Raw genomic sequence first — 21,360 nt, 5'->3', positions numbered from 1 at the left:
TGCTCTTCTAGAGTTCGTCAGAGAAGGCGATGCTCGCCCATTCCCCTCAGAACCCAAACCCGACTCCGACACGGCCACTGACCTCGCCGTCACCCGTATTGCCGCCGACGCCAGCTGACAGATAGACACCTTCCGATACTGCGCCTGTGATCGATCCGGCAAAGCCTTGCTGACCATTGTAGGTCGCGGCGTTCACCCATACCGAGAAATTCTTGCCCGGAATAATGGGGGCGTTGCCCATCGCGATGGCTGCTGCAATGCCGCCTGACAGACCTTCGTTGACGTCTTCGAGAAGGAAGCTGAGGTCATCCACCCGCCCGCTAAGCGCATCGAATTGCGCGGTGGAAACCTGCGCGACTGCATTGAGCGCCACGCGCACATTGTCGACCGAGGCGGCGGTGGCGACGCTCTGTCGGCCCAGAGTGCCGTTTGCGTCCACTGTCACCGCATCAACCGGGCCAACCTGAGCCGCCGTGCTGGCGTCAATATCGCCGATCCGCACCGATGAACCCGCGCCGCCCAATGTCACTTGGTTTCCTGCTGTGGTCGTCGCATCGCGGCCAATCGCCGTTGAGCTGGCAAAGCCTGCACTCGCCCCGCGGCCCACTGCTGTGGAATTCACGCCCGTTGCATCTGCCGCAAAGCCAATCGCTGTTGTCCGGCCACCGCTGGCATTCGCTGTCGCGCCAATGGCTGTAGCATCAAGCCCCGCTGCGGCTGCCTCTGCGCCGATCGCCGCTGAAGCTTCTCCCGAAGCGTTGGCAAGCCGCCCAACCGCGATAGAGATTGTTCCGCTCGCTTCTGCCGCTCTGCCAAGAGCCATCGCTGACGCACCGCTCGCGGTCGCCGCATTGCCAAAAGCCACCGCATTGTTAGCCGTGGCAGCGGAGTTGCGACCAAAGGCCGCCGAGAAGGTCCGCGTGCTTTGTGCGTTCACACCAAAAGCGCTGGAGCCAAACCCGCTGGCCACCGCATCCGATCCCACTGCCGAAGCAAAAGAGTCCGTCGCCTGAGCGCCCAGTTCATCTTCATCGCTGCCGTCCCCACCAATCGCAATCGAGGCAGTGCCAGTCGAACTGGTATCCACACCCAGAGCAATGCTCCTGTTGCCAGTCGCACTCGCGCCAGCAGCACCGGCAAAGCTGCCCTCAGCCAAAGCCGCCGCATCCGTACCAAAGGCAATGGCCGCAACGCCAGTCGCCTGCGCGCCAAGAGAATCGCCATCGCCATCACCACCAATCGCTATGGCGCCAGTCGCTGTGGCTTGGGTAGTATCGCCAATTGCTATCGCTTGATCGAGATCGGCCACCGCGGCGATACCGAGCGCTACAGCACCATCGCCGCCTGCACGATTGAATGCGCCAATCCCGATAGCACCATTGGCTACAGAATCTGTGAAATTGCCGATTGCGATAGCGTTAAGAGCAATTGCATCTGTCCGATCGCCAATCGCTATAGCACCAGAAAATGTGGCCGCGGCAATATCGCCAATCGCTACGGCGCCATCGCCTGTTGCATCTGCTTGATCACCAATCGCGATCGCACCATCAAAAGTTGCATCGGCAACAGCGCCGATCGCTATGGCGCCACTGGCTGTAGCGCTTGCGTCTACTCCGACAGCGACTGCTCCAGAAAACGTGGCCTCTGCAACACTTCCGATCGCGATCGCGCCACCGGATGTTGCGTCAGCCGCCTGGCCGATAGCGACTGCCCCACTAGCTGTGGCGTCGGCATTGATGCCGATCGCCACGGTAACATTGGCTAAGGCAGTGGCGTTGTCCCCCAGAGCGACCGCGCCGATCCCGGCAGATTCTGCGTCCGCTCCGATAGCCACTGCACGCCCTCCTGTAGCTTGAGCGCCTAACGTGTCACCATCAGTGGAGTCACCGCCGATCGCAATTGAGGAGACGCCGGAGGCTCGTGTTGTAGAGCCTAGTGGCGTGCCACCGATCGCGATCGAACTGGTCGCTGTTGCTTGAGCAGCTCGGCCCAGCGCAACCGTGTTATCGACTGAAGCTTGCGCGGAAACGCCAACCGCTGTGGCATTCTCGCCTAGCGCATCCGCTGACGCACCGACCGCAGTTGCGGAAAACTGATTAGCGACCGTATTCGCCCCAAGTGCGGTGGTGTTGGTCGCGCCGCTCGCATCGGCATTCACGCCGCAGGCCAAATTGCCGTTGTCATTATCTGAATCAGCGCCGCCGTCGTTGTCGGTGCCCGCGTCGACCACCCCATCATTATCGCGGTCGAGCAAGCAATCATCTGCGCGGGCCGCTTGCGGCGCGGCAAGCAAAGCGGCCGCCATCCCGGCTGACAGGACAGTCGAGAGCAAAAGTGTGTTTTTCATGGTCGAGCCCCTCCTCATGGGTGTTTGCCATGAAGGATAACGGTGGGTGCGCCGCGATCTGCGGGGTGAACACCTAATTTTCGGCAGAAGAGCACCTATTTTTCGCAAGCGATGAGGCGCGATCGGAATAGCCTATTGCCCTTGTGCGTTTTCCTACCAGAGCGGCTTGCGCTAACCCGGTCGCGGCTCTTTTTCATCGTGAGTGTCAGTCAATATCGGCAGCGTGCTTGCGTCGCTCGGGAGTATCATTATGCGCGCTTACGACGGGCCAAACAGGCGAAAATTCCAAAAGTCACAACGTCACGTTGCATTTTGCGCGCAAGCCGCTGGAAACGAGCGTTTTCTCGCAAAAGTCACAGATTCGAAAAACGCAAATGCGTTCCAATGCCCGTTCAAGCAAACAGACGGCCCGTGGTGCGGTAGCTGTGAGAGCCAAGGCAGGTGGTGGACAGGATAGGATTCGAACCTATGTACGCTTGCGCGGGCAGATTTACAGTCTGCTGCCTTTAACCACTCGGCCACCTGTCCACATACCTTGCGGGAAATTGAGCGTGCCCTTCACGGGCTCGTCATGCCGAGAGGCGCCCCAATGGCGAAGCGGCGCTTGCCTGTCAATGGGGCTGCTGGCAGGGGAGCAAACTAAGTCAGGAAATAGGAGCCATCATGGCGCGACCAGAACGCAAAAAAGCGCTGCGAGGCAGAGCGGGACGAATGAAGGGCGGACGCGGGTCTGGCCGGGCATCGGCTGGGCAAACGCGGCTGTGGGGGCGGCATCCGGTGGAGGCGGCGCTCAAAAACCCGGAGCGCAAACACCGCAAGCTATGGGCGACGCGCGAGGCGATTGAGGGACTAGATGGCGAACTGCCAGCGGACTTCCCGGTGGAATATGCCGATGTCAGCGATCTCGCCCGCTTGGTTGCGAAAGACGCGCCGCATCAGGGCCTGGTGCTGGAATGCGAGGCGCTGGAGACGGTGTTCATCGACGAGGTGGCGCTGGGCGATACGGCGAAGCCGATTCTGGTGCTCGACCAGGTAACGGACCCGCACAATGTCGGGGCGATCCTGCGCTCTGCCGCCGCCTTCGGGGCCGCTGCAATCGTTACTCAGGATCGCCATACGCCGCCGGAATCGGGCGTGCTGGCAAAGTCCGCCTCCGGCGCGCTGGAGACGGTGCCATGGGTGCGGGTCGTCAATCTGGCGCGGACCTTGGAAGACCTAGCCGAAGCTGGATACTGGCGCATTGGCCTAACCGGTGAAGCGGACGAAGCCTTGGCCGATGCCCTGCCCACTGGGCCGGTGGCGCTGGTGCTGGGCGCGGAAGGCGAAGGGATGCGCCACAATATCCAAGGGCACTGCGATGCGCTGGCGAAGCTGCCGATCAGCTCAGCGATCGAGAGCCTCAACGTTTCAAACGCCGCGGCAATTGCGCTATACGCGACGGCAACGCGGGCCTAATCGGCCTTGCAACAGGGAGCACAGACTTATGACTGATCACTCACCGGGCCGCCTGCCCATTCGTGCGAAGGCTGCTGTAATGCTGGCCGGGCTGTCATTGCTGCTCAGCGCGTGCTTCATCACGCCGGGCAAGTTCAGCTCTGAGTTGGAGCTCACTGGCGAGGACAGCTTCACCTTCTCATACGAGGGCGAGATCTTCTTCCTAGGTTTGTCCGACCTGGCGCAAATGGGCGCGGCCGACGGAGAGTTTGAGCCGACTGAATGCTACAACGAAGAAGACTATTCGGACCGCGAATGCACCGAAGCAGAGCTGGCTCAGCAACGCGAAGATTGGGAAGCAGGCGCGGAGGCCCGCGCGGCCAAAGCGAAGAAGGATGCCGAAGAGATGGCGGTCTTCATGGGCGGCATTGATGTGACTGATCCCGAGGCCTCCGAGGAATTGCGGCAATTGCTGCTGCGTCAGAAGGGTTGGAACCGCGTCGAGGACAAAGGCGACGGGGTGTACGATGTCTCTTACACCGTTTCCGGTAAGCTCTCGCACGACTTCCTGTTCCCAACCATCGAAGGGGTGCCGACCACTAATCCATTCGTTCAGATCGTGCTGCGCGATGACAATGTCGTGCGTGTGAACGCGCCGGGCTTCTCGGCCCAAAGCGACACCAACCCGATGGCTGCGATGTTTGGCGGAATGGGCAGCTTGGCTGGACTGGCTGCGCTCGGAGATGAGGGATCAGCGCCAGGCGGCGAGATCCCCAACATCCCCGCGATTGAAGGCACCTTTGCAATTGTGACGGACGGCCGCATCCTGGCGAATAACACGGATGCAGGACCGGTCGCGGAAGCCTCGGATACGTCAGGCACTCAAACGCTGCAGTGGGACATCACACCGCGCACCAAGGCGGCGCCAACCGCGCTGGTTGATCTGTCGCGTTGATTGGCGAAGACGCGCGTTACTGCGCATTCTCCGCCAAACCCAATCCGCGCAAAAGAAAGGCCCCGCCAGATCGCTCTGGTGGGGCCTAGTCTTGGAATGCGCGGCGATGCGCGCTGAAAAACCGTCTTAGTTGACCGCGTCCTTCAGGCCTTTGCCAGCCTTAAACTTAGGTTGGTTGGAAGCCTTGATGGTCATTGGCTCACCAGTGCGCGGGTTGCGGCCGGTCGAAGCTTTACGCTTTGCGACTGAGAACGTGCCGAAGCCAATCAGGCGCACTTCCTCGCCACCAGAAAGCGACTTGGTAATTGCGTCAAAAACGCTCTCAACGGCATTCGACGCGTCACTCTTAGAAAGGCCACTGGTTTCGGCAACTGCACTGATCAGATCGTTCTTATTCATTCTGGGAACCCCCTCATTCGCAATTCAAACTGGTTTTCGGTGAATCGCCTCTCCGAAAGCGCGCAAATGATACCTTTTTGACGCTTCTGTCAAAGGCAAATCGCGCAGAAAAGCGCCATTTTTGGACAAATGTTGGCCATTTGCGGTGAATCGATGTCCGAATGCGGGAATGCTGCGACGCAGCATTGAAAAACTGTCGCATTTATACAAGTCTGGGCTGGCCCAATGCTTGGTCAGTGCGCGGTTGCGCCCCTGCCCCAGCCGGATTCGGTTGGCTCGCAAGATCATCCGCTTCGGTCCATTCGATCGCCTCTGGCTTCTCAACCAAAGCCTGTTCCAGTACCTGATCAACGTGGCTGACCGCAATGATTTCCAGCCCTTCCTTCACATTATCCGGAATTTCGACCAGATCTTTGACATTCTCTTCTGGAATGAGGACCGTTTTCAGCCCGCCGCGCAGTGCCGCCAGCAGCTTCTCTTTAAGCCCGCCAATCGGCAGCACACGGCCGCGCAGCGTCACTTCGCCGGTCATCGCAATGTCTGGACGCACGGCGACGCCTGACAGCGTTGAAACGATCGACGTCACCATGCCGATACCGGCGCTTGGGCCATCTTTCGGCACTGCCCCCTCAGGCAAGTGAATGTGGATGTTCTTGCGCTGAAAGATCGACGGCTTGATGCCGTAGACCGGCGCCCTCGCTTTCACAAAGCTGAAGGCAGCGGCGACGCTTTCAGTCATCACTTCGCCCAGCTTACCAGTGGTCTTAACTTCGCCCTTGCCCGGTGTCGTGACGCTTTCAATGGTGAGCAATTCGCCGCCAACACTGGTCCACGCGAGACCGGTGACAGCGCCAACCTGAGCCTCGTCCTCAGACATGCCGTGCTTGAATTTGCGCACGCCAGCAAAGTCTCTAAGATTGTCCGGATTGATGGCCACGCTGGTGGCGTCTTTCTCGAGGATTTTGCGCAAGCTCTTACGCGCCAAGCGAGCGATCTCGCGCTCCAGCGTCCGCACTCCAGCCTCTCGGGTATAATAGCGGATCAGGTCGCGCAGGCCCGCTTCTGTCAGCTCAAATTCGCCGTCTTTTAGGCCGTGCGCATCGATCTGTTTCGCGATCAAATGGCGCTGAGCAATCTCAACTTTCTCGTCTTCGGTATAACCTTCGAGCCGGATGATCTCCATCCGGTCCAGCAGCGGCTGCGGCAGATCGAGCGAGTTTGCCGTGGTAACAAACATGACGTCGCTGAGGTCGAGGTCGAGCTCCAGATAGTGGTCCTGAAACTTGCCGTTTTGCTCTGGATCAAGAACCTCGAGCAGCGCCGACGCAGGATCGCCGCGGAAGTCTTGGCCCAGCTTATCGATCTCATCGAGCAAGAAAAGCGGATTGCTCGTCCCAGCCTTCTTCAAATTGTTTACGATTTTGCCCGGCATCGAACCAATATAAGTCCGACGGTGGCCGCGAATTTCGGCCTCGTCCCGCACGCCGCCCAGCGACTGGCGCACAAACTCGCGGCCCGTTGCCTTGGCAATCGATTTGCCAAGCGACGTCTTACCCACACCAGGCGGCCCGACGAGGCAAAGAATTGGACCCTTCAGCTTGTTGGTGCGCGCTTGCACGGCGAGATATTCGATGATTCGATCCTTGACCTTCTCCAGGCCATAATGGTCGGCGTCGAGGATCTCTTGCGCTTTGCCGATGTCTTTTTTGAGGCGAGACTTCTTGCCCCAAGGCAGGCCGAGCAGCACATCCAGATAATTTCGGATAACGGTCGCCTCTGCGCTCATCGGCTGCATGGCTTTGAGCTTCTTGAGCTCCGCCTTCGACTTCGTCTTCGCTTCTTTTGAAAGCTTGGTCTCTTCGATCTTCTCGGTCAGCTCGGCAATCTCATCGACTTCTTCGCCGTCGCTTCCACCCAGCTCGCTTTGGATCGCCTTAAGCTGCTCGTTGAGATAATATTCGCGCTGGGTCTTTTCCATCTGGCGCTTCACGCGGCCACGGATTTTGCGCTCGACCTGAAGGACCGACAACTCGCCTTCCATAAAGGCAATCACCAGCTCCAACCGGCGCAATGGGTCAGCCTCTGTCAGCAGGCCCTGCTTGTCGGAAACCTTGGCGTTGATTGCAGCTGCAATCGTGTCAGCCAAAGTGCCAGCATCGTCGACATCGCTGAGGTCAATATCAGCATCATCGCCCAGCTTTTTGTTTAGCTTGCTGTATTCCGCGAATTGCTCGGTCACTTGCCGCATCAGCGCGGTGACTTCGCTACCGCTGACGGTTTGCGGTTCCTGCAAGGCCACCTCGGCCAAGACATAATCGCCCTCTTCGCGGAACGCCTCTAGCTTCGCGCGCGCTGTCCCTTCGACCAAAACGCGGACGGTGCCATCCGGCAATTTCAGCAATTGCAGCACCTGCGCGACCACGCCGACATCATACAGGTCATCACCCGCCGGATCGTCACAGCCTGGATCAAGCTGAGCGAGCAGGAAGATATCCTTGCTAGCCTCCATGGCCGCCTCAAGCGCAGCAACAGATTTGTCGCGGCCCACGAAAAGGGGCACGACCATGCCGGGGAATACCACGATGTCGCGCAATGGCAGGAGAGGAAAATACTGTGTCATTCTTTACGTCCGAGGCCGCCATTTGGGCGCGCCGTTTGGTGAGATATGGGAAGCGTTCGCGCAGCTCGCAATGGCAGGTTTGACGAAACTGTGGATTCGAACAAACCCGTTCTTAACCCCTCCTCTGTTATCTCCATCATCATGGATAAAACGCCAAGCGAAGGTGGAGCCGTTTTGTGGCTTGTGACGGGGATCGTATTGATCACTGTGGCCGCCGCAATTGAACGAGCTGGCGGTTTGGCATCCAGCAACCCATGGATTTGGGCCATTTTCCCCTTCGTCGCTATCTGCTTGGTCGTAGGCACCTACGGTATCTACCGCTTCTTCCATTGGGGTGAATCGACCGGCAATACATCGAACACATACGTGTCGCGCGAGTCCAAACCCTGGAGCGCGCTTCACAACCACCTGAAAGACAAAGACCCGAGAGCCTGACCGGCCCGCTGGTCAGACCTGGGTCTGGCGAAGGCCTCACCCCATTCCAGGCAGGTTAAAGCCTTCTGGCAAACCCATGCCGCCTTGCATTTGCTTCATTTCTTCGGCGGAAACGCGATCAGCCTTGTCGCGGGCATCGTTGAAAGCAGCCGTCACAAGGTCTTCGACCATGTGCTTTTCTTCCAGCTTCATTAGGCTGTCGTCGATCTCAACCTTCAAGATGCGGCCCTTTGCTGTGGCGCGCACTTTGATGAGGCCGCCGCCGGCCTGACCCTCAATCTCCATGCTGTCCAATTTGGCCTGCATGTCGTTCATTTGGGTTTGGATCGTCTCTGCGGCCTTTTGAGCGGCCTGCATCATTTCTTCCATCGACTTCATAGCTTCATCAGCTCCATTTGCTGCCGCTGGCGCGCAAAGCGCTGGGTGCGGCTTGGTCTTTCGGGTCGAGCAGTTCCGCCTCGGGGAAGGCTTCAAACGCGGCCTTCACCAGTGGATCGGATCGTGTGCGCTCGGCTGCTGCCTCACGCTCCGCGTCTTCCTGCTCTCTTAAGCTAGGTTGGGCATCGCCCGCGCCTGTTTCAACCAGCCAGCGTTTGCCGGTGAGCTTAAACAAGGCCTCGCGGATCTCCGGCGCTGGGTCATCGGCGAAGCTGTCTGCCCGCTGATACACGAGCTTTTCCGGTGCCAGCTCGATCACTCGGACTCGGTCTCGCATAATCTGCGCCACGCGCAATTGCCCAGAATCGTCGACCTGCTGGACCACATGTGCCCAATCGAGCGCGCTGGGTCCCGATTGCATCGCTGGAGCAGGTTCTCCGGCGTGCGCTTCATTTGGCGCAGCAGGCGCAGGCCCCGCTTGGGCAATTTCCTCAATGCGTTTGGCGAGCTTGCCGGGGTCGGGCATGTCAGACGCGTGAAGCACGCGCAGCAAGGCCATCTGCACGGATACCAGCGGATCAGGCGCCTGGCGCACTTCCTCATGGCCCTTCAGCATTAGCTGCCAAAGCCGGTGCAGCTGGCCTGCACTCAGTTCCTGCGCGAAGTTGCTAAGGGCTGCGCGCTCTTCTTCGGTTGGCGCATCGGCCTCAGCGCCAGAAACCTGAGCCACGGTGATCTTGTGGACCAGATCCATCAATGCCCGCATCAAAGCGAGAGGCTCAACGCCCAGTGCATATTGCTCATCTATCGCGGCCAGCAAAGCCGGCGCATCGCCCGCAAGCAACCGCTCCAGCAGCTTTCGCTGAGCGCTCTTGTCCGCAAGGCCCAGCATATCGCGAACACGCTCGCCCGTTACCTGCCCGCCTTCTTCGAGGTCGGCATGCGCAATCGCCTGGTCAAGGATCGAGAGTCCGTCACGAACGGAGCCCTCGGCCGCGCCCGCGATAATATGCAGCGCCTCTGCCTCAGCCTCGACACCTTCCTTCGCGCAGACATTGCCGAAATGCGTTGCCAGTAACTCCGCCGGAATACGGCGCAAATCGAACCGCTGCGTCCGGCTGAGCACAGTAACTGGCAGCTTCTCGACTTCAGTCGTCGCAAACAGGAATTTCACATGCGCAGGCGGTTCCTCAAGCGTCTTGAGCAATGCGTTGAAGGCATTGCGCGAGAGCATGTGGACCTCGTCAATGATGTAGATCTTGTAGCGCGCAGAGACCGCCGCATAGCGAACCGCCTCAATAATCTCGCGCACATCGTCGACCCCGGTGTGCGAGGCCGCATCCATCTCGATCACATCGATATGCTGGCCCTGAGCGATCGCCGTGCAAGGCTCACATTGGCCGCATGGATCAATGGTTGGTCCGCCCTCACCGTCCGCGCCAATGCAGTTCAGGGCTTTAGCGATCAGACGCGCGGTCGAAGTTTTGCCGACTCCGCGAACGCCGGTCATCAAAAACGCATGCGCCAGCCGGTCTCGCTCAATTGCATTGGCGAGCGTGCGAACCATCGGCTCTTGCCCGATCAGTTCAGAGAAGGTTTGCGGGCGGTATTTGCGCGCGAGCACACGGTAAGGCTGGTTATCAGCCTCAGCTGGGTTCGCGAGCTTCTCCGCAGGAGCCGGCGCAGGCGGCGGTGTTTCAGCCGCAAGTGCAGGCTCAAGCGGAGCAGTCTGTTCACTGGCGGGCGGCGCGTCTTGAGCCGCAGCGGCTGGTGCCGGTACAGGTACAGGCTCAGGCTCAGGGTCACCAAACATAGAGTTTTGGCCAGCGGCCTCGAGCTCAGCAGCGCTTGGCTTGTCCTCTTCGCCTTCGGGTATTTCTGGATCGGAATCAGTCACACGTGCAAGCTACGCGTTGGCGCAGCATTTGTCATCGCGGTGATTGGAGAAAATCGGCATGAAATCGTGGGCGAACCAAAGTCTCGTGTTTTCATGCAAAAAAGGAGCCGAGCGACCCGTCGCAATTCACCTGGGCTGCTTCCTTCCGGACCTGACCCGGTGAGCGAACGCAAACGTCCACCCGACTCCCGGTGAGCCATATGGCGATCATGCCCTCGCTTGGCAAGATGGTGTCTTCGCTCTACCTTTCACGAGGAATACGAAGTCCGCAGAGACACTATGGCCAAGACATCTTCATGTTCCGGGGTCACGCTGTAGATTGCATCTATGGTATACAGGTCGATTAAGGGGTCATGGGAGGCAAATTTATGATACGTTGTAGCGCCATAGTTCTAAGTCTGATTGTAGTTTCGGCTTGTTCGGACACCAATCGTTCCGCGCTTTCCGAAGCCGAATTGAAGGCTCGTGCAGATATCGCTTCGATTGATTTTGGAGCCGACGATGGCGATTTTGCCAATGATGGAGAATGCGACGATTCCCGCTTTCGAGGCCCTGCCATGACCAGCACGCCGCTCTTAGAAGAAGACGTTCTGCAGGACGCCAGCGACTGCCAAAAAGCCTACTCGGAAGGTAAATTAGTTCTAGTCGAAGCAGAAGGTTTCTAGCGGAAATTATCCGCATACGCCTGCAGTTTGAGCCCTTTAACCGGCGTCGAATGCACCCGGGCAGGAATGCCGTATTTCTCCGCATAGGCTTTGGCCGCGTCTTTGTCTGGGAAGGTCAAACGGACCTGGCTCTGTGTATCGCCGCTGCCGCTCCAGCCCATCAGCGGATCTGGACGCAGCGCTTCTGACCGCGCAAACTCGAGCACCCAAGTGTCAGTCTTGGCCTTGCCCGATTGCATCGCGCTTTTTGGGGTCTGAAAAATACGTGCTGGCATTGTGTCCTAGTCCATCAAACATTGGCCGCTCTGCTATCAAGGCTCAGTGCGGCGCTAACTTGCTCCCGCGATAGTCCAGATTCACTCGCGATTGAAGGCGTTTTTCGTCTTTAGGCTCGGCTTTTCTCTCCACGGCTGTTCGGGCCAGCGATGCTTTGGGTACCGCCCCTTCATATCCTTAGCGACATCGGCCCAGCTACCGCGCCAAAATCCCAGCAAATCACGGGTCGATTGGATCGGACGTCCTGCAGGGCTGGTAAGCTTTAGCAACAGCGGCGTGCTGCCAATCATTGGGTGGCTATCGAGGCCAAACAAAGCCTGCACGCGCACCTCAACGCTAGGCGCATCATCGCCGTCATAGTCAATCATGTGGCGTGTCTGTGCGGGCGAAGTGAAATGCGTAGGCGCTTCCTTGTCGAGTCTTTGCCGCTCGCCCCAATCAAGCTGTCCAAGAACTGCGTCTGTTAGCTGTGCTGGCTGCAGGTTCAAATCGCGCCGCCCGGTCAGCAGTGGGACGAGCCACAGCTCTGCCCTCTCTGCCAAACCTGCCTCAGACAGGCCCTGTACGCCGAGCGTATTCACCACGCGCGAGCAAGGGCGCAGGGAGCAGTTCCCCCAGGCTTTCCAGAGCTTTATCCACAAGGGTGTCCACAAGCGCCTGCTCATCGGGATTCTCATCCGGACCGGTCGCCAAAGTGATCGCCCCAAGCCGTGTTTCCCGGCGCGGCATCGCCCGGTTCTTAGCCGCATCCCAATGGATGATACGCCGCTCTTCGATCTTGGATTGGAGCGGTCCGTCGCCGTCCGGCGATGGCAGGACCGCGGCCGACATTATCCGCGCGCCCTTGGCCTGCCCGCTGGCCGCACCGATCACGATCCAATCGGCCCGGGCAATTGGAGAAGCCGGGTCCAGCACAAATCCGCGCCCGCCTGCAGACAGCCAATACTCTCCGCTACTATCGCGGCGTTTTGCAATCATGTCTGGCCGGGCAAGAGCGAGGCATTCCTCAGCGGTGGCTTCATCCGCGCTGCTCTTTCCCACAAGGGCAGCGGCCTTGCGCGCCCAGCCATCGGCAATCTTGCGCGCAGAGCTCGAGCGTTTGCTGTTGTCAGTGTTCCAACGTGACAGCCTGTGGAGCAAGTCTTCACCGCGTCCACCCAGCCCGCGCTCTTGCAACAACATGACCAGCCGCGCGCTCGCTTCGCCCGCACCTCTTGTAGCGCCATAAAGCACGGCTGCGGCCTGATCGGGTGACATCGGCATCGCGGCAATTTTCTCGCCCCACTCGGTGATAGCGCCCTCGCCATCAATCGCGCCCATCGCCTCCAGCCGCTGCCGCGCGCTCGCAATGGCCGCTTCAGGCGGATTATCCAGCCACGCTAGCGAAGCTGGGTCTCGCGTGCCCCATGCGGCGAGCGATAATACCAGCGGCGCAAGGTCGGCGCTGGTGATTTCCGGCGGCGCAAACGCCTGCCGACCCGCGTGACCATGCTCTTCCCACAAGCGGTATGCGACGCCGGGCCCTTGCCGCGCAGCCCGCCCTGCTCGCTGGGTCGCCGCCGCTTGGCTCGCGGCTCTTGTCACCAGCCGCTGCGTCCCGGCCGCCGCATCAAACTCTGCATACCGGGCAAGGCCGCAATCGACGACGATCGACACACCATCCAGCGTCAGTGACGTCTCGGCAATGGCGCTGGCGAGTACAATACGCCGCCTGCCTTGCGGATCGCGCCTAATTGCCGCGCGCTGGCTCGCGGGATCAACTTGGCCATGAAGCGGCAGAATCGGCGTGTCTGGCAGGCGTTCCCCAAGTCGTTCGCGAACACGCTCAATCTCACGCACACCGGGTAGGAAGGCCAGAATATCGCCCACATCATTCTCGCGCCGCGCAGTGAGTACCGCCTCCGCCATCTGCGCCTCAATCGGCTGCGCTGGATTGCTGCCCAGCCACCTCAAAGTGAGCGGGAAGCTGCGCCCTTCGCTCTCGATAACCGACGCGTCGTTGCCCAGCAGCTGAGAAAAACGCGCGCCATCAATCGTCGCTGACATGGCCAAAACGCACAAATCCTCACGCAGCACACTGCGGGCCTCTAGCGCGAGAGCCAGCCCGAGATCGCAATCCAAATGCCGCTCATGCGCCTCATCAAACAGTACCACGGACACGCCGGGGAGCTCCGGATCGGCCAGCACGCGGTTGACGAATATGCCTTCGGTCACGACCAAAATTCGGGTCCTCGCAGAGCTCTTGCTATCGAGCCGGGTGGAATAGCCGATGGTCTCACCGGGTTTCTCGCCCAGCATTTGCGCCATCCGCTCCGCTGCTGCTCGCGCAGCGACGCGCCGCGGGCTGGTCAGGATGATTTGGCCGGTGCACCATTCCTCGTCCAGCAGAGCTGGCGCGACGGCGGTGGTCTTACCCGCGCCTGGCGGCGCGATCAGCACAGCCGCCCCGTTCGCAGCCAAGGCCGCGCGCAGGTCTGGCAACACATGGTTTATGGGTAGCTGAGGGTCCAAGACCCTGCTCAATATCCTCGCGCAACAGCGAACTGAGCCGCTTCGGCCATAGCCGCGCGCGCCTTGCTGTCAGGAAAGATCGAAATCGCATCGATTGCTCGCTGGGCAAAGTGCTTTGCCCGCTCGCGCGTGTCATCGAGCGCATTGTGACGCTCGATCAGTTCAATCGCATGGGCCAAATCCTCGTCCGAGGTTCGGTGCCCGCCAACCGCAGCCTTCCAAAACTTGCGCTCTTCTTCATCGCCGCGCGCAAAGGCGAGGATCACTGGCAGGGTCATCTTTCCTTCGCGGAAGTCGTCGCCCTGATCCTTGCCCATTTCTGCCGCATCAGATTCGTAGTCGATGGCATCATCGACGAGCTGGAATGCGACGCCCAGATTGCGACCATAATCTTCCAAAGCGCGCTCTTGCTCTTCACTGCATTCGGCAACGACTGCGCTGATCTGGCTGGCAGCGGCAAACAGAGCCGCGGTCTTTGCGCCAATGATGTGCAGATATTGCTCTTCGCTGGTCTTGATCTGGCGCTGAGCGGTTAGCTGCGAAACCTCACCCTCCGCGATTACCGCACTGGCGTGGCTCAATATTTTGAGCACTTTCAAACTGCCGTCCTCGGTCATCAGCTCAAACGCACGGCTGAACAGGAAATCGCCGACCAAAACCGTCGCCGGGTTGCCGAAGATGATATTGGCAGCGGCCTTACCCCGGCGCAGTTCGCTGCCATCGACCACATCATCGTGGAGAAGTGTCGCGGTGTGAATAAATTCCACAGCGGCGGCGAGCTTATGATGGCGGTCGCCCTGATAGCCAACCAGCTCCGCTCCGGCGAGGGTCAACATCGGGCGCAAGCGCTTGCCCCCACCAGAGATCAAATGGCCTGCAAGGCGCGGGATCAAGGGGATCTCGCTCTGCATCCGCTCCAGGATCACAGTGTTGACGGAATTCATGCCCGGCGCTGTCAAAGACAGCATCGGGTCAAGCGTAGGCCGCTTTCCGCGCGGCAATTGAACCACTTCAGCGCTCATATTTGCGCTGTGGGCGAGGCTCGCGCGCTTGGCAAGCGCTCAATTGCTGCTAGTTTTGCACGATATGTCCAATGATGCGCACCTGCCGAACGAGCCCGATCCGATCCTTGCCGGATTTCGCAAGAGTATCGATAATATCGATGCGGCTCTGATCCATATTCTCGCCGAGCGGTTTCGGATCACTCAGGCGGTGGGGGAGTATAAGGCCAAGGCGACTTTGCCGCCCGCTGATCCTGATCGCGAGCAGCGCCAGATTGATCGCCTGCGCGCGTTGTCAGAAGACGCCAATCTCGATCCAGAGTTTAGTGAGAAGTTCCTGCGCTTCATCATTGATGAGGTTATTCGCCACCACGAACAGGCGCGCGAAGACCAGCGAGGCTGAGCTCTGGCTCGGCGCTATGCGCGCGGCAGGCTCAGCTTGATGAGCACACCGCCGAGGTCTTCGCTTTCCTCAATTTCCACGCCGCCGCCGTAAATCTCGGCAACATCGCGCACGATAGCTAGGCCTAGCCCAGTGCCGGGCTTGCCAGTGTCCAGCCGGGCGCCGCGATCAAAAATACGCTCGCGCTCAACCTCGGGAATGCCCATCCCGTCGTCTTCTACCCAGATGACGCATGGCGCGCCTTTGGCCTCGTCTTCGCTTTCAGCATCTACGGTGACAAAGACGCTGCCGCCGCCATATTTCGCCGCGTTCTCTATCAGATTGCCAAGGATTTCATCCAAATCCTGTCGCTCAATCGCGACGATGGCGGTGCGGTTGCCAGCGATATCAATGCGCGCTTGCGGATAGAGCCGTTCAACTGCGCGGCGCACCGCCTCTGCGCTGTCAAAAATGCTGGTGCGCGCATGGCCAACGGCCCGCCTGCCAACCGCGCGAGCGCGGGCGAGATGGTGATCCACATGCCGCTGCATTGTCCGCGTTTCGCGGATCACCGCATCGCCCAGATCAGGCGCACGGGCCGTGGCGGCGTTGGTGAGAACCGTCAGCGGCGTCTTAAGCGCATGGGCCAAATTGCCAGCATGTGTGCGCGCTTCTTCGGCCTGCTTTTCGGAATGTTCGAGCAAACCATTGAGCTCTTGGACCAAGGGCTGGACTTCAGTCGGCAGAGGCTCTGAAATCCTGTTCTCGCCGGTTGAGCGCAAATTCTGGATGGCCGCACGCACGCGGCGAAGCGGCGATAGGCCGACACGAATTTGCAGCAAGGCCATAGCCAGCAAGCCAAACCCGAGAACCGCGAAACTCCACGCCAGGATCGAGCGGATATTGGTGACCTGCGCTTCGAGTTCTTCCGTCGCGGAGGCAACTGCAAAGGTCCACTGCGTCTCGCTCGCTGGCAAAATCACGGTGCGCTCAACAATGCGCAACGGCTCCCCTTCGAATTGATCCGAATCGTAGAAATGCGGGTTGTTGTCGAAGTGGTCCGCCTTCAGTTCCAGCGGGCTGTCCCACAGGCTGCGCGAGGTAAACGGCGCAAACCCTTCTCCGCTCACCTGCCAATAGACGCCGCTATTGGGCTCAAAAAAGCGCTGATCGCCCAGTTCATTGTAGAGATAGACATCGCCCTGCGGATCGATCTCCGCCGAGGCGATCAATGCGGTCAGAACATATTCGAGCTGGTTATCGAAATTCCGCTCAACCTGGCTGGTGAGAGTGCGATCCAGCGCAATTCCGCCGACCAGCAGCAGCACGAAAATCCAGCCAGCCGCGATGAGGCCCATGCGGCGTGCAAGGCTGCCTGTTTGGAGCCGAGCCTGCACAGCCTCCGCCGCTTTTGCAGGAGATGGGCCCACCGCATCAGCCGCAGTCACCGCCTCCGCCCCGCTGGTTTGCGAAGCGGATTCGGTGCCCTGCGAACTACGCGCGGGGCGCGTCTGCGGGATCGTCGAGGCTATAACCAAGGCCACGGATCGTCGTTATCACTTCTGCGCCGAGTTTCTTGCGAATACGCGTCACGAACACTTCAATCGTGTTTGAATCGCGATCAAAGTCCTGATCATAGATGTGCTCGATCAGCTCGGTCCGGCTTACCACTTTGCCTTTGTGGTGCATCAAATAGCTCAGGAGTTTGTATTCCTGAGCCGTCAGCTTCACCGGCTCACCCTTGAGCGTCACCCGGCCAGACCGGGTGTCCAGCCGCACGTGGCCAGCCGTCAGCTCAGAAGAGGTGTTGCCCGAGGCACGCCTGATGAGCGCACGAAGACGGGCGATCAGTTCTTCGGTCTGGAATGGCTTTGCAAGATAATCATCCGCGCCTGCATCCAGTCCCGCAACCTTGTCAGACCAGCTGTCCCGCGCGGTCAGAACCAGCACAGGAAACTCGCGGCCTTCCTTGCGCCACATGCCCAGCACCGACAGGCCATCAATCTCTGGCAGGCCAAGATCGAGAATTACGGCGTCGTAATCCTCTGTACTGCCCAGAAAGTGGCCATCTTCGCCATCGGTAGAGAGATCGACCGCATAGCCGGTCTGCTCCAATGTGGATTTCAATTGCTGGCCAAGTGTCGGTTCGTCTTCGACAATCAGAATGCGCATATTTCTGTCTGATCCCTGGATCGGTGCCTGAAAGGTGAAGTGATCTGGTGCGCCTTTACGCAAAACCCGTCAAGCGAGCGGAGCGAATTGCACCCCGATTGCACCTGATCCTGAGAGGAAAATCCGTCAGCGAGAGCGATTGATGATACGACCTGTGCGAGCATCAACGTCGACGAAGGTCACCCGGCCATCTTTGATGAATTTCAGGCGATAGGCGCGCGCGGTGGAGTCGTAGGCAGGGCCGAGATATTCGCTGCCCTTCATCCGGGGCAATACCCGCGCCTCGATCTGACGCAGCGACATTTGATTGCCGGCCCGCATTTCCTTGCGCGCATTGCTTTGATCGGTCTGCGACTGCGCAGACGCCGCGAGCGAAGGAGCGGCCGGAATTCCAGCCATAGCCAGGGCGGCAAAAGCGCCAAATAGAGAGATACCGCGTTTCATGATGCTGCCCTGTTTAATGATCACGCGTTGAACACGCCGTGAATAAAGCCGCTGAGCAGCGTTCAGGCAAGGAAATAGCAACAAGCAATCGCGGAACAATCGTATGCAAGGCGCTTGCTCGGACTTTGCCAAGCCCCTACCGCCCGCTCGTTATGGCACAACCACCAATTCTCTCCTGGGAAGGGCTCGGCCTTCAGCAAGGCGGCCGATGGCTGTTTGGCGGCCCCGGCACGGATGGGATCGACTTGCATGTCGCCCCGCGTGACCGCTTGGCGCTGATCGGGCGCAATGGCGCTGGTAAGACCACGCTGCTCAAGCTAATCGATGATCGGATTGAGGCTGACCGCGGCCTGCGCCGGATCAAGCCGGGCGCGCGGCTCGTGTTCCTAGAGCAGGACCCTGACCTAAGCGCTTACGCCACGCTGATGGACTTTGCGCTGTCCGGTGATGATGCGCCAGAAGCCTATGAGGTGGAATCCATCGCTGGCCAGCTTGGCATCGCTATGGACCGTCCGGCTGACACCGCGAGCGGGGGCGAACGCCGCCGCGCTGCGATTGCTCGCGCTCTGGCTCAAGACCCAGATATCCTGCTGCTTGATGAGCCAACCAACCACCTTGATCTGGGCGCAATTGACTGGCTTGAGGATTGGCTCAACCGCTACAAAGGCGCCTTTATCACGATCAGTCACGACCGGACCTTCTTAAAGCGGCTGACCCGCGCGACCCTATGGCTTGATCGCGGTAATCTGCGCCGCAAAGAGGTTGGCTTTGGCGGGTATGAAGCGTGGGAAGCGAGCGTCTATGCCGAGGAAACCCGCGCCGCTGAGAAACTCGATGCGAAACTGAAGCTTGAGGCGCATTGGCTGGAGCGCGGTGTTACCGCGCGGCGTAAGCGCAACCAAGGGCGGCTAGAAAAACTGCATCAAATGCGTGCTGCGCGCGCAGCGATGATTTCAGACACCAGCTCCGCAAAGCTAAAACTCGCGAATGATGACGATTTCAAATCGAAGTCGGTCATAGTGGCGGAGAAGGTCTCCAAATCCTTTGGTGAGCGCGAGGTCATCAAGAACTTCTCACTGCGCATTCAACGCGGAGACCGGATCGGCATCGTGGGCGCAAATGGCGCGGGCAAGACGACGCTGCTCAAAATGCTCACCGGCGAGATGAAGCCAGACAGCGGGACCGTTGAGCGGGCCCGCACACTGACCGGCGTGATGATCGATCAGCAGCGCAAATTGCTGAGCCCAGAGGCGAGCGTGCGCGACATTCTGGCCGAAGGCGGCGATTGGATCGACGTGCGCGGCGCGCGCAAACACGTTCAGGCCTATCTCAAGGACTTCCTGTTCGACCCCGGACTGGTCGACACGAAGGTAGCTAATCTGTCGGGTGGCGAGCGTTCGCGCCTGCTGCTCGCGCGGGAGTTTGCTCGCACCGCAAACCTGCTCGTGCTCGATGAGCCGACGAACGATCTCGATCTGGAAACGCTTGATCTGCTGCAAGAGGTGATCGCCGATTTCGATGGCACCGTTCTGATTGTTAGCCACGATCGCGACTTCCTCGACCGCATGGTAACCGTCACCCTTGGCCTCGATGGCTCAGGCCGCGTCGATGTGGTTGCGGGCGGGTATGAGGATTGGGAACGCAAGCGCCGCAAGCCCATCGCCGTGGGTACCAAGAAGAGCAAACCATCCGCCGCGTCTGCGCCAGAAAAGCCCGCTCAGGCAAGACCCGCGGGCAAGCTCAGCTTTAAGGATCAGCGCGACTACGAACTGCTGCCAGCGCGCATCGAAGAGCTGGAAGCGGCCATCGCCAAGGGCGAGAGCATTCTTTCAGACCCTGATCTGTTCAACACGGATCCTCAGCGCTTCACCAATATTTCGAAAGGTATTGAGAATGCCCGCAAAGAAAAAGATGAAGCGGAGGAACGCTGGCTGATGCTGGCAGAGATGGCTGAGGAATGAGCGCGGCTAAACTGCACGAAGAGATCACGGCCTGCACAATCTGCGCAGAGCACCTGCCCCTGGGCCCGCGTCCGGTGGTTCAATTCTCTGAAAACAGCCGCGTGCTGATCATTGGCCAGGCGCCGGGCACAAAGGTTCATGCCAGCGGGGTGCCGTGGGATGATGATAGCGGCGACCGCTTGCGCGGATGGCTGGGTTCTGAGAAATCCGATTTTTACGATGCAGACAAAATCGCGCTGATGCCGATGGGCTTTTGCTATCCCGGCAAGGCGTCTGGCGGGGATCAGCCCCCGCGCAAAGAATGCGCGCCGGAGTGGCACGATCGGATGTTGGAGGTGCTGCCGAAAGAGCGCCTCACCCTGCTCGTTGGCGCATACGCTCAGGCCTATTATCTGCCTGAAGCAAAGAAGCTCTCCATGACCGAACGTGTCAGGCGCTTTGCCGATTATGCGCCGTTCTTTCCGCTGCCCCACCCCGCCTGGCGTTCCGCCATCTGGATGCGCAAGAACCCATGGTTCGAAGAAGATGTCTTGCCGGAATTGCGCCGGCAAGTGGACGCGCTGCTGACATAATTCGCCGATATTGATAATGTGAGCACTTAGGAGAGCTGAGATGACGATTGAACAGACTGCCCAAGATTTCTTCAACGCGGTGAAAGAGGATCGCGAAGCGGATTACCAGTCCATGTGGTCCGATGACATTGTGAGTATGGAACCCGGCGACGGCCCCATGTCACATGTGCAAGGCCGCGACCAATTGCTCGAAAAGCACAAATGGTGGAACGAAAACGCAGAAATGCACGGCTTTGATATGTCCGGCCCGTTTGTGGTGGGCGAGCAATTTGCCGTGAACTATTCGATGGACGTAACTATGATGGGCGAGCGCACCCAATCATCGGAAACCGCCGTTTACACCGTCAAAGATGGTAAGATTGCCGAAGAACGCTTCTTCTACGGCGGATAAAGGCGCGGCACCCGCTCCCGGCCCTAATTGATCCGATAATAATCGGCGACACGGTCCAGCGCGAGCTTCAAGACCAGTTTGCCGCTGCGCGCGGGCCAACCGAGGGTCTTCTCCGCTACTGGCAGACCCTCACCTGCGCACACAACGCGCCAGAGAATATCCTCCAGGCCTTTGCCTGCCTGCCGTAAAGCCTCGTCAAAGCGGCGCTTGGCCGAGATCTGCTTTTCCCCGCTCGAAAGCCCCTGCTCACCGGTGGTTTTAATCCGCACCGGATCCCAGCGCATGGTGAGGTTCGCGGGCAGCTGCGCCCGCTCATAATCGGCGCGCAGTCGCTCACCCGCATCATACAGTCGGTCTGAGATATGCCCGCGCGAATGCAGCCAGCTGAGTGGGGATTCCGCCAGGTTCATCGTCACGCTGCGGCGTTTGCCCTTCGCCGTGCTTTTGCTCGACTGCTCCCGCCTCGGCCCTTCGCGCGTCAATTCGCGCTCAACCAATTCTCTTTTCATCAAATCCCTCC

Annotated in this window: 19 protein-coding genes, 1 tRNA gene, 1 other RNA gene and 1 pseudogene; 8 read left to right on the top strand and 14 right to left on the bottom strand. The window is 59.5% G+C overall.

Features of this window, described 5'->3' with window-relative positions; all coding sequences use genetic code 11:
* Positions 1–46: 46 nt before the first annotated feature.
* Both AC0V6U_RS03195 and AC0V6U_RS03190 read right to left on the bottom strand, forming a co-directional pair.
* Positions 47–2,347, bottom strand: a complete 2,301-nt coding sequence (locus tag AC0V6U_RS03195) for a YadA family autotransporter adhesin (RefSeq protein WP_472644778.1) — start codon at positions 2,345–2,347, stop codon at positions 47–49.
* Between the two features lie 442 nt (positions 2,348–2,789).
* Positions 2,790–2,875: transfer RNA gene (locus tag AC0V6U_RS03190), tRNA-Tyr, on the bottom strand.
* A gap of 183 nt (positions 2,876–3,058) precedes the next feature.
* On the opposite strand from AC0V6U_RS03190, the gene rlmB reads away from it, so the two are divergent.
* A complete protein-coding gene (rlmB, locus tag AC0V6U_RS03185) occupies positions 3,059–3,802 on the top strand; it encodes a 23S rRNA (guanosine(2251)-2'-O)-methyltransferase RlmB (protein WP_486169368.1) in 744 nt (247 codons plus the stop codon).
* 28 nt (positions 3,803–3,830) lie between these two features.
* Positions 3,831–4,736, top strand: a complete 906-nt coding sequence (locus AC0V6U_RS03180; RefSeq protein ID WP_472644776.1) for a hypothetical protein — start codon at positions 3,831–3,833, stop codon at positions 4,734–4,736.
* A 126-nt stretch (positions 4,737–4,862) separates the two neighbouring features.
* On the opposite strand, the gene AC0V6U_RS03175 is transcribed toward AC0V6U_RS03180, so the two are convergent.
* Complete coding sequence (locus tag AC0V6U_RS03175) at positions 4,863–5,135, bottom strand: HU family DNA-binding protein (RefSeq protein ID WP_472644775.1); 273 nt, start codon at positions 5,133–5,135, stop codon at positions 4,863–4,865.
* A 202-nt stretch (positions 5,136–5,337) separates the two neighbouring features.
* Entirely contained in the window at positions 5,338–7,755 is a 2,418-nt protein-coding gene (gene lon, locus AC0V6U_RS03170; RefSeq protein ID WP_472644774.1) for an endopeptidase La, read from the bottom strand.
* A gap of 90 nt (positions 7,756–7,845) precedes the next feature.
* Between lon and AC0V6U_RS03165 the strand changes: the two genes are divergently transcribed.
* Positions 7,846–8,190, top strand: coding sequence for a hypothetical protein (locus AC0V6U_RS03165; protein ID WP_472644773.1), 345 nt, complete (start codon positions 7,846–7,848; stop codon positions 8,188–8,190).
* Between the two features lie 36 nt (positions 8,191–8,226).
* Here the strand turns inward: AC0V6U_RS03165 and AC0V6U_RS03160 are convergent, their stop codons facing one another.
* The 3 genes from AC0V6U_RS03160 to ffs form a co-directional block, all read right to left on the bottom strand.
* Complete coding sequence (locus tag AC0V6U_RS03160; protein WP_472644772.1) at positions 8,227–8,568, bottom strand: YbaB/EbfC family nucleoid-associated protein; 342 nt, start codon at positions 8,566–8,568, stop codon at positions 8,227–8,229.
* Positions 8,569–8,575: 7 nt separating this feature from the next.
* A complete protein-coding gene (locus AC0V6U_RS03155; protein WP_472644771.1) occupies positions 8,576–10,465 on the bottom strand; it encodes a DNA polymerase III subunit gamma/tau in 1,890 nt (629 codons plus the stop codon).
* 97 nt (positions 10,466–10,562) lie between these two features.
* Positions 10,563–10,657: signal recognition particle sRNA small type (ffs, locus tag AC0V6U_RS03150), an RNA gene on the bottom strand.
* A gap of 161 nt (positions 10,658–10,818) precedes the next feature.
* On the opposite strand from ffs, the gene AC0V6U_RS03145 reads away from it, so the two are divergent.
* Positions 10,819–11,130 carry a hypothetical protein gene (locus tag AC0V6U_RS03145; RefSeq protein ID WP_472644770.1) on the top strand — a complete coding sequence of 104 codons (312 nt, stop codon included), beginning with the start codon at positions 10,819–10,821 and terminating at the stop codon, positions 11,128–11,130.
* On the opposite strand, the gene AC0V6U_RS03140 is transcribed toward AC0V6U_RS03145, so the two are convergent.
* The 3 genes and pseudogenes from AC0V6U_RS03140 to AC0V6U_RS03130 form a co-directional block, all read right to left on the bottom strand.
* Positions 11,127–11,405: an ETC complex I subunit gene (locus AC0V6U_RS03140; protein WP_472644769.1), complete on the bottom strand. Its 279-nt coding sequence runs from the start codon at positions 11,403–11,405 to the stop codon at positions 11,127–11,129. The two genes, AC0V6U_RS03145 and AC0V6U_RS03140, sit on opposite strands and share 4 nt — an antisense overlap.
* 81 nt (positions 11,406–11,486) lie before the next feature.
* A pseudogene (gene hrpB, locus AC0V6U_RS03135) lies at positions 11,487–13,917 on the bottom strand (ATP-dependent helicase HrpB).
* Between the two features lie 8 nt (positions 13,918–13,925).
* Positions 13,926–14,939, bottom strand: a complete 1,014-nt coding sequence (locus tag AC0V6U_RS03130) for a polyprenyl synthetase family protein (protein ID WP_472644768.1) — start codon at positions 14,937–14,939, stop codon at positions 13,926–13,928.
* A gap of 64 nt (positions 14,940–15,003) precedes the next feature.
* Here AC0V6U_RS03130 and AC0V6U_RS03125 point away from each other — a divergent pair, with 64 nt between their 5' ends.
* Complete coding sequence (locus AC0V6U_RS03125) at positions 15,004–15,321, top strand: chorismate mutase (protein ID WP_472644767.1); 318 nt, start codon at positions 15,004–15,006, stop codon at positions 15,319–15,321.
* A gap of 14 nt (positions 15,322–15,335) precedes the next feature.
* Here the strand turns inward: AC0V6U_RS03125 and AC0V6U_RS03120 are convergent, their stop codons facing one another.
* From AC0V6U_RS03120 to AC0V6U_RS03110, 3 genes are all read right to left on the bottom strand, one after another.
* Positions 15,336–16,658 carry a sensor histidine kinase gene (locus AC0V6U_RS03120; RefSeq protein ID WP_472645691.1) on the bottom strand — a complete coding sequence of 441 codons (1,323 nt, stop codon included), beginning with the start codon at positions 16,656–16,658 and terminating at the stop codon, positions 15,336–15,338.
* Positions 16,659–16,794: 136 nt separating this feature from the next.
* Entirely contained in the window at positions 16,795–17,472 is a 678-nt protein-coding gene (locus AC0V6U_RS03115; RefSeq protein ID WP_472644766.1) for a response regulator transcription factor, read from the bottom strand.
* A 126-nt stretch (positions 17,473–17,598) separates the two neighbouring features.
* On the bottom strand, positions 17,599–17,916 hold the full coding sequence (locus AC0V6U_RS03110) for a PepSY domain-containing protein (RefSeq protein WP_472645690.1): 318 nt from the start codon (positions 17,914–17,916) through the stop codon (positions 17,599–17,601).
* Positions 17,917–18,068: 152 nt separating this feature from the next.
* Between AC0V6U_RS03110 and AC0V6U_RS03105 the strand changes: the two genes are divergently transcribed.
* From AC0V6U_RS03105 to AC0V6U_RS03095, 3 genes are read left to right on the top strand one after another with little or no spacing between them, the layout of a single operon-like run.
* The gene (locus AC0V6U_RS03105) at positions 18,069–19,877 is read left to right on the top strand and encodes an ABC-F family ATP-binding cassette domain-containing protein (RefSeq protein WP_472644765.1); all 1,809 of its coding nucleotides are present in this window, start codon (positions 18,069–18,071) and stop codon (positions 19,875–19,877) included.
* A complete protein-coding gene (locus AC0V6U_RS03100) occupies positions 19,874–20,449 on the top strand; it encodes a uracil-DNA glycosylase family protein (RefSeq protein WP_472644764.1) in 576 nt (191 codons plus the stop codon). The genes AC0V6U_RS03105 and AC0V6U_RS03100 overlap by 4 nt, the downstream gene beginning before the upstream one ends.
* A 40-nt stretch (positions 20,450–20,489) precedes the next feature.
* A complete protein-coding gene (locus AC0V6U_RS03095) occupies positions 20,490–20,840 on the top strand; it encodes a SnoaL-like domain-containing protein (protein WP_472644763.1) in 351 nt (116 codons plus the stop codon).
* Between the two features lie 23 nt (positions 20,841–20,863).
* Here the strand turns inward: AC0V6U_RS03095 and AC0V6U_RS03090 are convergent, their stop codons facing one another.
* Positions 20,864–21,349, bottom strand: a complete 486-nt coding sequence (locus AC0V6U_RS03090) for a DUF6456 domain-containing protein (protein WP_472644762.1) — start codon at positions 21,347–21,349, stop codon at positions 20,864–20,866.
* Between the last annotated feature and the right edge of the window lie 11 nt (positions 21,350–21,360).

This window comes from Erythrobacter sp. W36, assembly GCF_057364935.1.
The sequence above is the reverse complement of the archived record's forward strand: the minus strand, read 5'-3'. Positions and strand labels throughout refer to the sequence as shown.

Bases quoted from the DNA above. Each gene is read 5' to 3' on its own strand.
- AC0V6U_RS03130 (WP_472644768.1), bottom strand. From the start codon at position 14,939: ATGAGCGCTGAAGTGGTTCAATTGCCGCGCGGAAAGCGGCCTACGCTT.
- AC0V6U_RS03115 (WP_472644766.1), bottom strand. From the start codon at position 17,472: ATGCGCATTCTGATTGTCGAAGACGAACCGACACTTGGCCAGCAATTG.
- AC0V6U_RS03095 (WP_472644763.1), top strand. From the start codon at position 20,490: ATGACGATTGAACAGACTGCCCAAGATTTCTTCAACGCGGTGAAAGAG.
- AC0V6U_RS03175 (WP_472644775.1), bottom strand. From the start codon at position 5,135: ATGAATAAGAACGATCTGATCAGTGCAGTTGCCGAAACCAGTGGCCTT.
- AC0V6U_RS03145 (WP_472644770.1), top strand. From the start codon at position 10,819: ATGGGAGGCAAATTTATGATACGTTGTAGCGCCATAGTTCTAAGTCTG.
- AC0V6U_RS03180 (WP_472644776.1), top strand. From the start codon at position 3,831: ATGACTGATCACTCACCGGGCCGCCTGCCCATTCGTGCGAAGGCTGCT.
- AC0V6U_RS03140 (WP_472644769.1), bottom strand. From the start codon at position 11,405: ATGCCAGCACGTATTTTTCAGACCCCAAAAAGCGCGATGCAATCGGGC.
- AC0V6U_RS03100 (WP_472644764.1), top strand. From the start codon at position 19,874: ATGAGCGCGGCTAAACTGCACGAAGAGATCACGGCCTGCACAATCTGC.
- rlmB (WP_486169368.1), top strand. From the start codon at position 3,059: ATGAAGGGCGGACGCGGGTCTGGCCGGGCATCGGCTGGGCAAACGCGG.
- AC0V6U_RS03125 (WP_472644767.1), top strand. From the start codon at position 15,004: ATGTCCAATGATGCGCACCTGCCGAACGAGCCCGATCCGATCCTTGCC.
- AC0V6U_RS03160 (WP_472644772.1), bottom strand. From the start codon at position 8,568: ATGAAGTCGATGGAAGAAATGATGCAGGCCGCTCAAAAGGCCGCAGAG.
- AC0V6U_RS03110 (WP_472645690.1), bottom strand. From the start codon at position 17,916: ATGAAACGCGGTATCTCTCTATTTGGCGCTTTTGCCGCCCTGGCTATG.
- lon (WP_472644774.1), bottom strand. From the start codon at position 7,755: ATGACACAGTATTTTCCTCTCCTGCCATTGCGCGACATCGTGGTATTC.
- AC0V6U_RS03105 (WP_472644765.1), top strand. From the start codon at position 18,069: ATGGCACAACCACCAATTCTCTCCTGGGAAGGGCTCGGCCTTCAGCAA.
- AC0V6U_RS03090 (WP_472644762.1), bottom strand. From the start codon at position 21,349: ATGAAAAGAGAATTGGTTGAGCGCGAATTGACGCGCGAAGGGCCGAGG.
- AC0V6U_RS03195 (WP_472644778.1), bottom strand. From the start codon at position 2,347: ATGAAAAACACACTTTTGCTCTCGACTGTCCTGTCAGCCGGGATGGCG.
- AC0V6U_RS03120 (WP_472645691.1), bottom strand. From the start codon at position 16,658: ATGGGCCTCATCGCGGCTGGCTGGATTTTCGTGCTGCTGCTGGTCGGC.